Genomic DNA, 14,112 nt, shown 5'->3' with positions numbered 1-14,112 from the left:
ATTATTATTTCTTGTAACAAATCTACAAAAAGAAAAGTAGCTCGAAGTAGATAGGCCGATCTTTCTATAATATATTCTCCCCCCCAAAACATTTCCCCTAACGATATGATGAACAAGGGTAAAGAAGTACTTATCATCATTACAGAAGTTTGAAACATTCCCCACCACTTTTTCACAGAGGTGGGCGTTTTACTATGGTGATAAAGGATAATACACAATAGAAGGATGATTGTTATGAAAAAATACACAGCGATCGCTTTATGTACATCTGTTATTCTAGCAGGGTGTAACACGAGCACTGCACATCAAGAGCCGAAAAAAGAGAAAACGGTTCAAGAACAACCGAAAAGGCAAGAGGTAAAGGTTCAACCACAGGGTAAAATCTCTTGGAATTCCATTACGCATGAATCAACAAACACATCTATTCATATAACGGATATAAAAGATTCTTTAACAGAGGTACAATATAAAATTTGGCGTACGGCCGATGGAAAAGAAAGTGCAAAATCATTTTCTTCTAAAGAAAAAGGCAAGCAATTTTCTCTTCCTTTCGATGTAAAAGAGTTTGAAGGAAAACGCGGCGAGTACCAAATTGAGGCAGTTGGTATAAAAGAAGATGGAAAAACCATTCCACTCGCGACATCTGCTATTACGTTTCAGCAGCATGTTCCTGTTTTAATGTATCACGCGATTGATGATTATCATGGACAAGGGATCAAAGATTTATTTGTGTCTCCAGCTAACTTTGAGGCACAAATGAAGTATTTAAAAGAAAATGGCTATACACTGTTAACGTTCGAACGATGGAATGATATGAATAAAGTAAGCAAGCCAATTTTTGTTACATTTGATGACGGTATGAAAAATAATATGAATGCCTTTCGTATTTTACAAAAGCTAAAGGATGATACATTTAAACCGGCAGCAACTGAATATATGATTGTTGATAACGTTGATGTAGAAGGTTCTTTATCAACAGCGGATGTAAAAGAAATGGTTGATTCTGGTATTTTCTCTGTACAATCTCATACTGCAACACATGCTGATTTACCAAAAATCAAAAACTATGAAGAAGAATTAAAAGCCTCAAAAGAGAAACTCGAAAAAATAACAGGCAAACCCGTTATTGCAATTGCGTACCCGTTCGGTCATGTAAATGATAAAGTTGTAGAAGAAACGAGAAAATATTATCAGTTTGCAACAACGACAAAATCAGGACAGTTTATTACAAAAGGCGAACCTGATGAACTGTTAAAAATGAAACGTGTTCGTATGCATAACTCGACAACCGTTGAACAATTTGGACTTTCTATCAAATAATGGGAAAATAGAGCTCAATGTTGATTGAGCTCTATTTATATTTTTTGAATTTTCTAGTATTATGTATATAGTAAAGTGAAACTTTGAGCTAGAAGTATTACCGCCCGTTGCTGCGGGATAAATTTTTCAAATAAAGGAGATTATACCTATGTCATTTGAACAAACGTTAGAAAAATATGCTGCTCTTGCAGTGAATGTCGGTGTCAATATTCAACCTGGGCAAACACTATCTATTAACGCTCCACTTGAAGCTGCTCCATTTGTACGCCTTGTTACAGAAAAAGCATATAAATCAGGTGCAAAGCATGTATATGTAGATTGGAACGATGAAACATTAACACGTTTAAAATTTGATTTAGCTCCTGAAGAAGCATTTTCTGAATTTCCTGCTTGGAAAGCTCATGCACGTGAAGAATTAGCAAAAGAAGATGCTGCTTTCCTCTCAATTTACGCAGAAAATCCAGATTTATTAAAAGGTGTAGACTCTAAACGTATTGCCACTGCTCAGAAAGTTGCTGGCGAAGCGATGAAAGTGTACCGTGATTATGTGCAAGCAGATAAAGTCAGCTGGTGTGTTATCTCTGTTCCTACGAAAGAGTGGGCTGCAAAAGTGTTCCCTGATGCCGCTCCTGATGAGCAAGTAGAAAAACTATGGGATGCTATTTTCCAAGCGACTCGTGCTGACTTAGAAAATCCTGTAGAAGCATGGAAAGAACATGACGCAACGCTACATACAAAGGTAGACTACTTAAATGAAAAACGTTATAAAGCTCTTCACTATACAGCTCCTGGAACAGATTTAACAATTGAACTTCCCGAAAAACACATATGGGCTGGTGCTGGTAGCCTGAATGAAAAGAATATACCGTTCATGGCTAATATTCCAACAGAAGAAGTATTTACAATGCCATTAAAAACAGGCGTAAGTGGTTATGTATCAAGTTCGAAACCTCTAGTATTTGCAGGTAATGTAATTGATAAATTTACACTTACATTCGAAAACGGACGCATTGTCGATTATAAAGCTGAAGTTGGAGCAGAAACTTTAAAACACTTAGTAGAAACAGATGAAGGATCGCACTTCTTAGGAGAAGTTGCATTAGTCCCTCACGATTCACCAATTTCTAACACAAATATTTTGTTCTACAATACATTATTTGATGAAAACGCATCTTGCCACTTAGCAATTGGAAATGCCTATGCATTTAACTTAGATGGCGGGAAAACAATGACAAAAGAAGAGCTTGCTGAAAATGGAGCAAACGCTAGTATTACACATGTAGATTTCATGATTGGTAATGAAGCATTGGACATTGATGGTGTTACAGCCGACGGAACACATGAGCCAATTTTCCGTAAAGGTAACTGGGCATTTTAAGAAAGAAAATTACTAAATGAAAAGTGCTGTCTTCGTAATGGAGACAGCACTTTTTAGATTGACTTGTCACTCTAAACCGCTTTTGGGTGCTAACTTCCTCATTAGCTTCCTGCCACATGCCCATGTCATTATAGTTGTCACCTAGTAAAATGTCATCTTGCCTAATCTCGTATTTCTCGTCTTATTCTATTGTTATAGTAACTCGTGATAGTACAACCGTCATGAGTTTTCGATTTTCAAAGTATCATCGTTCATTTTGTCCCATTCAAAAATCCTTTATTTCTTTTTTGTTCACTTGTCTTATGTACCTGTTTGTTTCCAACTTTAGCACTAAAAGCTTTGTCATTCTCGTACGTAAAAGTAAATCAAGTAGTAAATGTGGGTGTTTTCATAAAAATTCACAGTACCCATTTTTATATGTCTGTGTGCCTTCATGAGCTCTGAATTCATAAACGGCTATTTTTTTAACCATGTACAAAACAAAGGTGAACATTTCACTTAATATCCTTTGTTTATCGCCACGATTTTTGTGATTCTCGTGTGCAAATATAAATCGAGTAGTAAGATTTAAATGTCACTGCAACCAATCTCGTACGTCTTTTTACCATTATGAGCTCTTGTTTCAGATATGTGGCTATTTGTAACCATAAAACTGTTCTAATTAAAAAAACTTGAAAGGCATTTAGCCAATCAAATTTTTTTACAAAATATAACTTAGATATTCATAACTCTCTCTACTTGTATTCCCCTACTAACAACTGACAACCAAGGTATCACTTGGTCGGTAGTAAAAATTTGAAAATGGAATAACTCATTTTGGTTGTACTGTTTCAATAGTTCGCTATCTCTTAATAACTTATAGTTTTGGATTGTGTACCAACTCATACTGTAAGAGCGTTTTTCCTCTTCTGGTACACTTAACAGATTTGTTGTTAAGGAAAAATCTGCTTTTAAACAATCCTTAAACCTTAATTTTAACAATTCCTCCTCATCACTATTGTAATAGTCAATGGTTAAAACTAAGTCTAACAAATCATTTTCCCAATTAATACATTCGATAATACTATCAGTAAAATCTAAATTGTTGTAAATTTCTTCAAATCCATTTGCTATCAACATTTGAGCACCTCTACTTCTTAAAATAAAAATGGGTCGAATCTCGTAATTCTTGTTTTGTTGCATTAGATGGGAAGTTTCCAAATTCATCAAGCCATCCCCCACCTTTATTTTGCACTTTAAAATATGGTTTTCCATTATCTAGGTTCGGCATAATACGAATTATGTCTCCGTTCTCTGGATTGGTAAATTTTATTGCTTCTCCACTTTTAGCGCTTCTTGGTGGGTCAACTACTTTAGACCATCCATTATTCTCTAAATTATTTATTAAATCTTTTGCACTATTATTTTTTGCCAAATCCTTATAACTTGCACTATCCTTTATTAAATTACCCGTACCCTTAGTAGCATTTACTTCTTTATCAAGCTTATCGGTCTCTTTAACTTTATTAACACGTCCACCAGAAGACGAAGAAGATTGGAATTTTTGAAGGTTATCAATACCATTTTGAATTGTATTCTACCAAATATATCCGCCATGTATAACAACATCAGCTCCAGTTGCCTGTCAGCTACTAGGCGACTTGGTTCTTACCTAGACTGGACTTTCATCAGTAAGCAGTGCCCAGCTTAGCTGGGCACGCATGCAAAATAAGCGATTAAACCAAAATTTTGATTTAATCGCTTTAATTTAACTATTCCAAATATCAATTGAAATAAAATCTTTCACAAACTACCCAACCATTTAAACCATATGATGATTGTATTTTATAATAATGATAATTATTATCTTTGATATAATCAATCAGCTCTTCATTTTTATCATAGTCCATTGGCCAATAATAATTTTTCCCTTCAGATAGCAATTCTTCATTTTCAGATATAAAATTATCCACTGATTCTTCTATAATATCCAAAAGTATGCTATCTGGCAGTTGGCTTTCAAAGTGAAAAGAAAAAAAATTTTCAAAAGTAATTTTAATTTTTTCTTCTCTATCGTCTTCAATTTCCAGGCCTATTTTTAAGTTTTCAAAATTTACTTGATAAGACAATATTCTACCGTCATGAATTTTTTTCATTTTTCCAACTCCTTATTCCGGCTTTTGTCTAGGTGGTTTTTTAGTCCAATCCCATTTATGTCTATGAGGGAATGATTGAAATCTATATCCTCTTTCGCCCTTCCGTTTTCATCGTAATATCTTCTGTGTTTAACACTTCCATCAGGATTTAATAAATCCACAGATGAATTAGGTTCACCTTTTCCGCTTTGGACTTCGGCAAGGCCTTGGGTGATGCTAGTGGCTTAGAAGTATTATCGCTGTATCGTAGGGGAGGCAGAGGGATTGTTGCTAAACAGTATGTATTTAGAAAGAGGAGTAACGAAGGTGAAAGGGAGGATTTGAAGTAGTGCATGTTAAATGAGAAGAGAAAGGAGTTATAGGTATAATATCTCTCGATGCATCGGACACAAAAAACAGAGGTAGATTAGATTCTCTTGTTTATATATACTTTAAAAATTATTTCACTTATTAAAAGTGATTTGGGGGAAGGAAAGAAGAAACAATGGTGATTCATTTTAATTAGAATCAACAAAAGGGACCTCAAATGTGAGGTCTCTTTTGTTGATTTTTCTTCATCTGTAACTTTCTCTTCACTTACTCCAAACCATGTAATATTGTTCATTGAAATATACGATCCTAAAAAAGACTTGTTCTTCAAAGAGTTCTTTTTTTGCCCTCAGAATCTAGCAAAATAGTCTTTAATCTTATTGCTTACTAAATTCCATATTCTTGACCATTATATTTTTTCAGCCTCTAAAACCAGCAATTTGCTCCAAATTTCTATCACAATATTTCCTTCACCAGAGTACTGTTCAATCCATTTTTCTTTAATGTTATTGAGATTTACTTCTGTCAGTTTACTAAGAGGGTCTCTCTTTTCAATGAGACTACGTTTTCGAACCGTAATCATTTAACCTTCTAACTAGAAAAAATTTGCTATCTTGCTTCACTAGATACCTCAATATCCTTGCACCATATTTCTAGTTCCATAGGTGGCATAAGTATTTTACAAGAATAAAGTTTTCTTTTTTCCTCTTCAATTTCTTTTACCTCTACATCTTGAAGAAAGTATGGTATCTGACCCTGTGTTAAATCTCTATACGGCTTCTCCTTCTCATAGCCTAGCCAATGAAAAAAGTTTGATTTATAACAGCAAATAAACCTGTAGGTTACTATCATATCTTCATCATCATAAGCTAAAATCACTTCATCAGTAAAATAATCACTACTCAGCCTTAACACTTGAGCATCCCAATAATGTAATTGGTCCATTTTTTCTTGTATTTGTTGAGCATTCATTTCTCTCTACCTCATTTCTTATATGGGATATGTGCATCTGGGCTTTTTCTATCGACAATATTTCCATTGATATCTAATGGATTTCCATCTTTATCGTATACATGAACATGGTCATATTTTGTTATTTTATCTGGTGGGTCTATTCTCATTCTCATAACACCATTTTCATCCTTTATATGTGCAAATCCATTATTATCATTAATAGTCCAATTGTCAGGTACAGAATCAATTATTTTTTCTCTATTCATGTTAGGGATATCACTATTTTTTAAAGCCTTAGGTACACTAGCTCCCTTAACAGCATTACCCGTACCCTTAGTAGCATTTCCCTCTTTATCAATTTTACCATTCTCTTTAACTTTATTAACACGCCCACCAGAAGACGAAGAAGATTGGAATTTTTGAAGGTTATCAATACCATTTTGAATTGTATTATACCAAATATATCCGCCATGTGTAACAACACCAGCTCCAGCAGCAGTAAGGGCTACATCAGCTGGGAGAACAATTGGTGATGCTAATCCAGCAGTTGCGCCTTCCAAGATTACGGTTCCAATATTAGAACCTCCTATGATGGCCCAGCCTCCTAGAACTTCTAAAACGGTTTGTCCTCCGGTTACAATATTTCCTACAAGGTTTCCAACTTGATAGGTTTTCTTATTTTCTAATTCATCATTCATAGGTAATTCTTGTCCTACATTGGCTTCTGCAACTGAATTACAAACGCCTTGAAAAAATCCCCAAGCACCGATGGCTGTTTTTTGATACCATGGTCTATTGTCTTCTTTTTCTTTTAAAGCAGCTTCTTGTTCTTTTAAAGCCATTTCTTTAATTTCAGCTTGACGAGCTCGCTCTTCCATAGTTTCTTGAATAGAAGCCGTCCACTCCATATTCAACCCTTGCGTACTAAATGTACCACTTGCGGCATTAAAACCTTTTCCACTTTGGACTTCCGCAAGACCCTTAGCAATGCTAGCAGCTAGTTGAATGGCTATATCATAGTTACTACTGGAAGTTTGATTGAATTCATACAGATGTTCTAATTTTTTTTGGAGCTTCCGTTTCATGGAATCAAAAATGTGTGTCATGGCCTGCATACCTGGCATGTTTTGAATGATTCCTACTATACCAGTATTCATTCGTTCAATTTCTCGAATTTGTTCTAATATTTCTTGTTCAATAACATCTGTCGAAGCAACCTTTGATTGAAAATCACTCGGAAAAGCATCATTTTGACAAATCAATTCTTCACACAAGTAAATGATTCCTTGAGCTAAAGGACGAAAAGTTTGTGCAAAGAATATTTTTGCACTGTCATAAGTTTTTCCTTGTAGAACAGCATCACCTACAAAAGTATCAATCGACTGGATAGCTTGTTCCATACCTTGAATAGTAGTCTTACACAAAGCATTCATACTCTGTGTTTGGGTTTGTACTTCCCCTAGATACATGTTTAAATTCATGAATTGACCTCCCGTGCTAAACTTTTCTGTTGATAGGAAAGGTCATTTTCTAGATCACTCAAGTTTTTCCTCTCTTTAAATAACGTTTCTTTTTTGTTTTCCAATTCAAATGTAACTTTTCGTTCAATATGTTGTGCATCCTGATACGTATTCATAAAAAACTGAGACAGCTCTCTATCACCATGCCAAGTTCCTAAAATTCGATCAAACAAACGACGGTTTCGACCTCTCCATTCATGAAAATCTACTTCCGCTTGTTCTTGTTTTTGAATAGCACATTGATTTTGGTATTGTTCCTCAGATAAACTTCTTAATTTTTGATTCAATTGATTGATTTGTTTTTCGATATCTTGATTCATTTTCCCTCCTACTTTTTCATGTTTATGTAGGTTGTCATGTCGACTTAAAAATTCTTTTGAAGTTCGTTATCCATTCTCTCAAACTCTTTAGCTACAGAATGAATATTGTTAACTGCTTGTTGAAAAGCGGCACAAAATTGTTTAGTTAAATCTAAAGCTTGTTGATTGGCTTCTTGTGCTTTCGAGTTAATAGATAACGTAGTACGTTTCGATTTCGTTATAGATTTACTTGTTGCACTTTGAATCGTGTCAGAAGCCTTCCCCATTTGCGTAGCGATTTGTTCTGCCGTTTGAAAATTACTTTGAAATTGTCCCATTGCTTAAAATCCTTTCCGTATTTTTCTGGACACATCAAGAGGGTTGCATAGCAAGTATGTCAACTCTTTATCCTCCCGTTCTCTTTCGGGCTTGGTCTGGTACCATTGACATACGCCATACAGTTACCTCATTTCTAATTCATCACTAATCTGTTTTAATTCTTTTACAAAATCTTGTGAATTTTTTTAAATGACTTCAACTAACGCTTCATTCTGTCTTGATTCATGAGAAGAAATAGTTCTGCAATGCTTATTTCATCCAGCACAAATTCTTTTCCGTTCAACTGTATTTTCATCTCATGTTTCATCGTTTGGGTGTTAATTTTATTTGAGTTCCCATACCTCCTTCTTTTTTTACATTATTTTATCAATTAGGAAAATTATACCATAATGGTAGATTTGATTATTCTATGAATTTATTTTTTATCGAGTTTTCCAAAAATAAAGTGTAGGGATTCCGATGAAAAAGAGGTTATATGTAATAATGAAATAAGACTTCCTGATTACTTCTGAAAAAATAGACATCGACGGCATTATTGCCGATGGAACACACGAGCCAATTTTCCGTAAAGGTAACTGGGCATTTTAAGAAAGAAAATTACTAAATGAAAAGTGCTGTCTTCGTAATGGAGACAGCACTTTTTAGATTGACTTGCCACTTTAAACCGCTTTTGGATACTAACTTCCTCATTACACTGATTTTTTGAACCCCCATTATCGATTATATATTTTTCTTTTATTATAGAAAATGTTATATTTTAATTACTGTAAATTTTCTGAATTTATATTTTTATTACATAATGACTCTCTATACTTTTTAACTTATTGTTCATATTTAGGTGAAAAAGTTCTCTCAATCAAGGAAAATTGTAAAAATCAAAATGTACATTGGAAGGAGTAATGCAAATGAAATGGAAATTAGGACTCGCTTGGCAAATATTAATAGGACTTATTACAGGAATTATAGTAGGGGCAATTTTTTATGGAGAGAAAGAAATAATTACTTATTTAAAGCCTGCAGGTGATATATTCATTCACCTCATTAAAATGATTGTAGTCCCTATTGTCATTTCCTCTATTATCATCGGTGTTGCCGGGGTCGGCGATGTAAAAAAATTAGGAACCTTAGGATTGAAAGCGCTTTTATATTTTGAGGTTGTTACAACTCTTGCTCTTATCATTGGTATTGTGGTCATTACAATTTTCCCAATAGGAAATGGGATCAATTTGAATACATTGCATAAAAGTGATATCAGTTCATATGTCGAAACTACTCATCAAGCACAACAGCATTCTATGGTTGATACTTTAGTAAATATCGTTCCTACTAATATCATCGACGCCATGGCAAGAGGAGACTTACTTGCTATTATTTTCTTCTCTGTTTTATTTGGACTAGGAATTGCAGCCATTGGAGAGAAAGGAAAACCTGTATTAAAATTCTTTGAAGGTGTAGCTGACGCTATGTTTTATGTTACAAATCAAATTATGAAGGTTGCTCCTATAGGGGTATTCTCATTAATCGGAATGACGGTTTCTACCTTTGGTATTCAGTCCCTTATTCCTCTATTTAAATTAGTTGTATTAGTATATGGAAGTATGATCTTCTTTGTATTATTCGTACTAGGTACTATTGCTAGTTTTGTAAAAATAAATATCTTTAGTCTTATGAAATATTTAAAGGATGAGATATTACTTGCATATTCAACCGCAAGTTCCGAAACAGTTTTACCAATGCTTATGAAAAAATTAGAAAAAATAGGTTGTCCTAAATTTATTACGTCTTTTGTAGTTCCTACAGGTTACTCTTTTAATCTGGATGGATCTTCACTATACCAAGCGATTGCAGCTATGTTTTTAGCACAAGCATATGGAATAAATCTATCTATTTGGGGGCAAATTTCTTTGTTGTTAGTTCTTATGCTTACATCTAAAGGAATAGCAGCCGTACCAGGAGCCTCACTAGTTGTACTGCTCGCAACACTTGGAACAATAGGCGTTCCTTTAGAGGGTTTAGCATTTATTGCAGGAATTGATCGGATTTTAGATATGATTCGAGTAGCAGTGAATGTAGTAGGAAACGCGTTAGCTACTATCGTTATATCTAAATGGGAAGGAAAGTTTGATGAAAAACAAGCGAAAGTTTCCTTGCAGAAAATTTCTTGATGAAGGAAAATAACTGATTTATTTTCCTCATGGTAAACGACTCAGTAGTATAAATAGAAAACAATAAAATGGCTGTCTTCCTATGGGAAGACAGCCATTTCACTTTATGATGCTGATGATACTTTTAATCCAATTACACCAAGCACAATGCAAAGGATACAGAACGCTTGAAATAAGCTAATATGCTCTTTAAAAAAGTATACACTAATGATTGTAATAAATAATGTCCCTAAACCGGACCAAATTGCGTATGCAATACTTAAATGAATCTTCTTTACAACCACTGCAAATATGCTAAAACAAATACCGTAACATACAAAAATAAGAACACTCGGAACAAGCTTTGTTAAGCCATTTGATAATTTCATTGCGACTGTTCCAGCTACTTCAAATACAATCGTTACAAGTAGTAATAACCAATAGACCATATAGAACTCCTTATTTTTCATCATTTGGAATTCTAGTATACTATGTTCTTTTTATCCCAAACAAGATTTCCTTCATTCGAAATAACATCTGCTTGTAACTTATATAAATCCATTTTGATTTTTCAACATATAAGCCGCGGCTATGGTTAACATAAGGTGACCTGCATTCGTTTTCTCTCTTTGTTTTCACTTGGCATGGGGCAAAAAAAGGATCTGACCGCTTCTATGCATGGCCGGACGCTCTCTCCCACCTAAAAAGAAGGGTTTTCTGTCGGTTTTTAATTTGTATTTATATAGTTACTTCTTTTCACAATCCTAACGAAATATATTTAATTTCTAAATACTCCTCAATTCCAAAGTGACCACCTTCACGACCAATACCACTTTCTTTATACCCACCAAATGGAGCTTGTGCAACAGATGGAAGACCGTCATTTAAACCGATAATGCCGTATTCTAATGCTTCGCTAATTTGAAATGCTTGGCTAATGTCTTTTGTAAATACATATGCTGCTAAACCGTACGGCGTGTTATTGGCACGTTCAATTACTTCTTCAGCTGTTTCAAATTTTGCGACAGGTGCAACCGGTCCAAATGTTTCCTCATTCATGCATAACATCGTATCATTGGCCCCGCCAATTACAGTCGGCTGAATAAAGTGACCATTCAACTCTGCGATTTTTTGTCCTCCGTAAAGTAATTCTCCACCTTTTTGGATGGCATCTTCTATATGTTCCTGCACTTTTTCAACAGCAGCTCCATCAATAAGTGGCCCTACAGTCGTTCCTTCTCCGAATCCGTCCCCTACCTTAAGCTCGCCTACAGCTTTTTGAAACTTCTCTACAAATTTGTCATACACTGCTTCTTGAACAAACACTCGGTTTGTACATATACATGTTTGCCCAGCGTTACGGAATTTTGATCCAATCACTGCTTCTACCGCTTTATCTAAATCTGCATCGTTCATTACGATAAATGGGGCATGCCCACCTAGTTCAAGTGAAACTTTTTTCATTGTTTTCGCAGCACTGCACATTAATTCTTTCCCAATTTCAGTTGATCCTGTAAAAGAAACCTTTCTCACGCGCCCATCGTTCATCCACGTATCAGCGATTGCTTTTGCACTACCCGTTACAATGTTCAAAACACCTTTTGGAATTTCAGCTTCATGTGCAAGTTCTGCTAGCTTTAACGCTGTTAGCGGTGTTTGACTTGCGGGCTTCACGACTGCTGTACAACCTGCTGCTAGTGCTGGTGCTACTTTTCTCGTAATCATAGCAGCTGGAAAATTCCACGGTGTAATAGCCGCGATAACACCAACAGGTTGCTTCGTTACAAGGATGCGCTTGTCCGGATGAGAAGCTGGAATCATTTCACCATATACGCGTTTACCTTCCTCCGCATACCATTCTACAAAGCTATTTGCATAATTCACTTCGCCAAGCGCTTCTGCAAATGGCTTTCCTTGCTCTCTCGTCATAATCGCTGCAATTTCTTCTTTGTTTTCATCAATTAATGTAAACCACTTTCTCAACTTTTGGGCACGATCAGCTGCCGTTAACTTTGACCAACTTTTAAAAGCTTCGTACGCAGCATCAACTGCTTGCTTCGCCTCAGTTACTCCACCTTTCGGAACGGCCGCAAAAACTTCTTGTGTCGCCGGATTATTAATTTCAATTTGTTCCTGCAGTTGAATCCATTCCCCGTTTATATACATCGCCTTCTGATCTAAATTAATATACGCTGCTTTCTTATCCAATGTTTTCTTCCTCCCCTATAAACTTCTTAATTTTCCTAGTCGCTGCTGATTGACTTATTTTTAAAGACTCTGCTACTTTATAACTCGATCCATGTGTTTTGTACGCTTTAAGAATGATATTTCCTTCCACTTCTTCTAACATTTCGTAAAGACTTTTACCAGATTGTTCGATTGTAGATTTTTGCATAGATAATGGTAAATCTTCTGTTGTAACAAGGTCATCTGCGGTAATAACAATCCGTTCTATCACATTTTCTATTTCCCGATTGTTTCCTTCCCAAGGATATCCTACAAGAACTTGCAATACACTCGGAGATAATTTTACACTGCGTCCATATCTTTCATTAGAATGATCCAAGTAATGATAGACTAAAGGTAAAATATCTTCCGTCCTTTCACGGAGTGGTGGAATATGAATCGGTATAACATTCAAGCGATAGTATAAATCTTTTCGAAATGTTCCTTGTTTCACCATTTCCGCTAAATCTCGATTCGTTGCTGCCACAATACGCACGTCTACTTTTTTTAACTCTCTTCCCCCTACCGGGCGAAATGTTTTTTCCTGTAATACTTGTAAAAGCTTCGCTTGAATTTCAAGCGGCATTTCACCAATTTCATCTAAAAAAAGAGTTCCTTTATGAGCTAGTTCCAAAATCCCTTTTTTCCCTTCACGATTTGCCCCCGTAAATGTACCGCCTGCATACCCAAACAACTCTGATTCAATTAAATTTGTTGGCAAGGCTGCACAATTTATCTCATAAAACATCTCATTTTTACGATGACTCACTTCATGCAAATGACGTACTAATCTACTTTTCCCTACTCCCGTCTCTCCTAAGACAAGAACCGTACTGTCTACCACGGATACTTTTTTGATTGTTTTGACTATTTTCTGCATAGCTACGCTTTTAAAAATAAGACCTTCGTGCTCATACGTTTCTCGCAATTCTTTTTTATACGTTTTTAACTGGTCATCCATCTCCTCGACTTTTTTTCGTAATTGATAGAGTTCCGTTAAATCACGTGAATAGCTAATGACTCGTCGCAAATTTCCTTGTTCATCAAACACTGGTCTTGTACGAACATGCAAATATTCTCCTGATTTTGTTGTTTGAACAAGTTCAATCGGCTTCTGCTTCTCAATAACTTCCAATGTTGCAGATGGATAAAAAATACCTTCTTTTTGCAACTCTTTTACATGCTTGCCAATCAACTTCCCAGCCGGTAACTGGTAGTGCCTTTCACATGTACTATTTACACGGACAACCATACCTTGCTCATCCGTAACAAAAATTTCATCAAACGCATATTCAAATACATCTCTTAAATCCATAAGCGCTCGTTCCTTTTCTGCAACCATTCCAGCCACTCCCCGAAGTATGAAAGTTTTTCAAGTCCATTGTTTCACTTTACTACACCGTTTACATTTATCCTTATTATAAAGTGAAATTTCCATTCGTGGGGATTTTATTCATTCACTTTAATGATTCGCCCTCTTTTCGAATC

14 protein-coding genes and 1 pseudogene are annotated in these 14,112 nt (G+C 35.4%); 4 read left to right on the top strand and 11 right to left on the bottom strand.

Annotation, left to right across the window (positions count from 1 at the left end):
* Positions 1-234: 234 nt before the first annotated feature.
* Positions 235-1,320 carry a polysaccharide deacetylase family protein gene (locus tag QUF99_RS05550; RefSeq protein ID WP_289368955.1) on the top strand — a complete coding sequence of 362 codons (1,086 nt, stop codon included), beginning with the start codon at positions 235-237 and terminating at the stop codon, positions 1,318-1,320.
* A 148-nt stretch (positions 1,321-1,468) separates the two neighbouring features.
* Positions 1,469-2,698 carry an aminopeptidase gene (locus QUF99_RS05545; protein WP_289368954.1) on the top strand — a complete coding sequence of 410 codons (1,230 nt, stop codon included), beginning with the start codon at positions 1,469-1,471 and terminating at the stop codon, positions 2,696-2,698.
* A 714-nt stretch (positions 2,699-3,412) separates the two neighbouring features.
* Here the strand turns inward: QUF99_RS05545 and QUF99_RS05540 are convergent.
* From QUF99_RS05540 to QUF99_RS05505, 8 genes are all read right to left on the bottom strand, one after another.
* On the bottom strand, positions 3,413-3,817 hold the full coding sequence (locus QUF99_RS05540) for a hypothetical protein (RefSeq protein WP_289368953.1): 405 nt from the start codon (positions 3,815-3,817) through the stop codon (positions 3,413-3,415).
* A gap of 10 nt (positions 3,818-3,827) precedes the next feature.
* A complete protein-coding gene (locus QUF99_RS05535) occupies positions 3,828-4,112 on the bottom strand; it encodes a hypothetical protein (RefSeq protein ID WP_289368952.1) in 285 nt (94 codons plus the stop codon).
* 349 nt (positions 4,113-4,461) lie between these two features.
* Positions 4,462-4,833, bottom strand: coding sequence for a hypothetical protein (locus QUF99_RS05530; RefSeq protein ID WP_289368951.1), 372 nt, complete (start codon positions 4,831-4,833; stop codon positions 4,462-4,464).
* 718 nt (positions 4,834-5,551) lie between these two features.
* Positions 5,552-5,725, bottom strand: coding sequence for a YxiG family protein (locus QUF99_RS05525; RefSeq protein WP_289368950.1), 174 nt, complete (start codon positions 5,723-5,725; stop codon positions 5,552-5,554).
* 26 nt (positions 5,726-5,751) lie between these two features.
* Entirely contained in the window at positions 5,752-6,114 is a 363-nt protein-coding gene (locus QUF99_RS05520; RefSeq protein WP_289368949.1) for a hypothetical protein, read from the bottom strand.
* Positions 6,115-6,125: 11 nt separating this feature from the next.
* Positions 6,126-7,577 (bottom strand): T7SS effector LXG polymorphic toxin, encoded by a 1,452-nt coding sequence (locus tag QUF99_RS05515; protein WP_289368948.1) that lies wholly within the window; start codon positions 7,575-7,577, stop codon positions 6,126-6,128.
* Positions 7,574-7,936, bottom strand: coding sequence for a DUF3958 family protein (locus QUF99_RS05510; RefSeq protein WP_289368947.1), 363 nt, complete (start codon positions 7,934-7,936; stop codon positions 7,574-7,576). The genes QUF99_RS05515 and QUF99_RS05510 overlap by 4 nt, the downstream gene beginning before the upstream one ends.
* Positions 7,937-7,980: 44 nt before the next feature.
* Positions 7,981-8,253, bottom strand: coding sequence for a TIGR04197 family type VII secretion effector (locus QUF99_RS05505; protein ID WP_289368946.1), 273 nt, complete (start codon positions 8,251-8,253; stop codon positions 7,981-7,983).
* A gap of 493 nt (positions 8,254-8,746) precedes the next feature.
* Between QUF99_RS05505 and QUF99_RS05500 the strand changes: the two are divergent.
* Positions 8,747-8,842 (top strand): annotated as a pseudogene (locus QUF99_RS05500) (aminopeptidase); the annotation flags it as partial.
* 317 nt (positions 8,843-9,159) lie between these two features.
* Complete coding sequence (locus QUF99_RS05495) at positions 9,160-10,419, top strand: cation:dicarboxylate symporter family transporter (RefSeq protein WP_289368945.1); 1,260 nt, start codon at positions 9,160-9,162, stop codon at positions 10,417-10,419.
* Positions 10,420-10,523: 104 nt separating this feature from the next.
* On the opposite strand, the gene QUF99_RS05490 is transcribed toward QUF99_RS05495, so the two are convergent.
* The 3 genes from QUF99_RS05490 to QUF99_RS05480 form a co-directional block, all read right to left on the bottom strand.
* Positions 10,524-10,847, bottom strand: a complete 324-nt coding sequence (locus QUF99_RS05490; protein WP_286123314.1) for a DMT family transporter — start codon at positions 10,845-10,847, stop codon at positions 10,524-10,526.
* A 307-nt stretch (positions 10,848-11,154) separates the two neighbouring features.
* Positions 11,155-12,606, bottom strand: coding sequence for an NAD-dependent succinate-semialdehyde dehydrogenase (locus tag QUF99_RS05485; RefSeq protein WP_289368944.1), 1,452 nt, complete (start codon positions 12,604-12,606; stop codon positions 11,155-11,157).
* Positions 12,599-13,966 (bottom strand): sigma-54 interaction domain-containing protein, encoded by a 1,368-nt coding sequence (locus QUF99_RS05480; protein WP_289368943.1) that lies wholly within the window; start codon positions 13,964-13,966, stop codon positions 12,599-12,601. The genes QUF99_RS05485 and QUF99_RS05480 overlap by 8 nt, the downstream gene beginning before the upstream one ends.
* Positions 13,967-14,112 lie beyond the last annotated feature (146 nt).

It is taken from the genome of Bacillus sp. DX4.1 (assembly GCF_030348195.1).
Classification (GTDB): domain Bacteria; phylum Bacillota; class Bacilli; order Bacillales; family Bacillaceae_G; genus Bacillus_A.
Note: the sequence above shows the minus strand (reverse complement) of the source record. Positions and strands in the feature narration are given on the sequence as shown.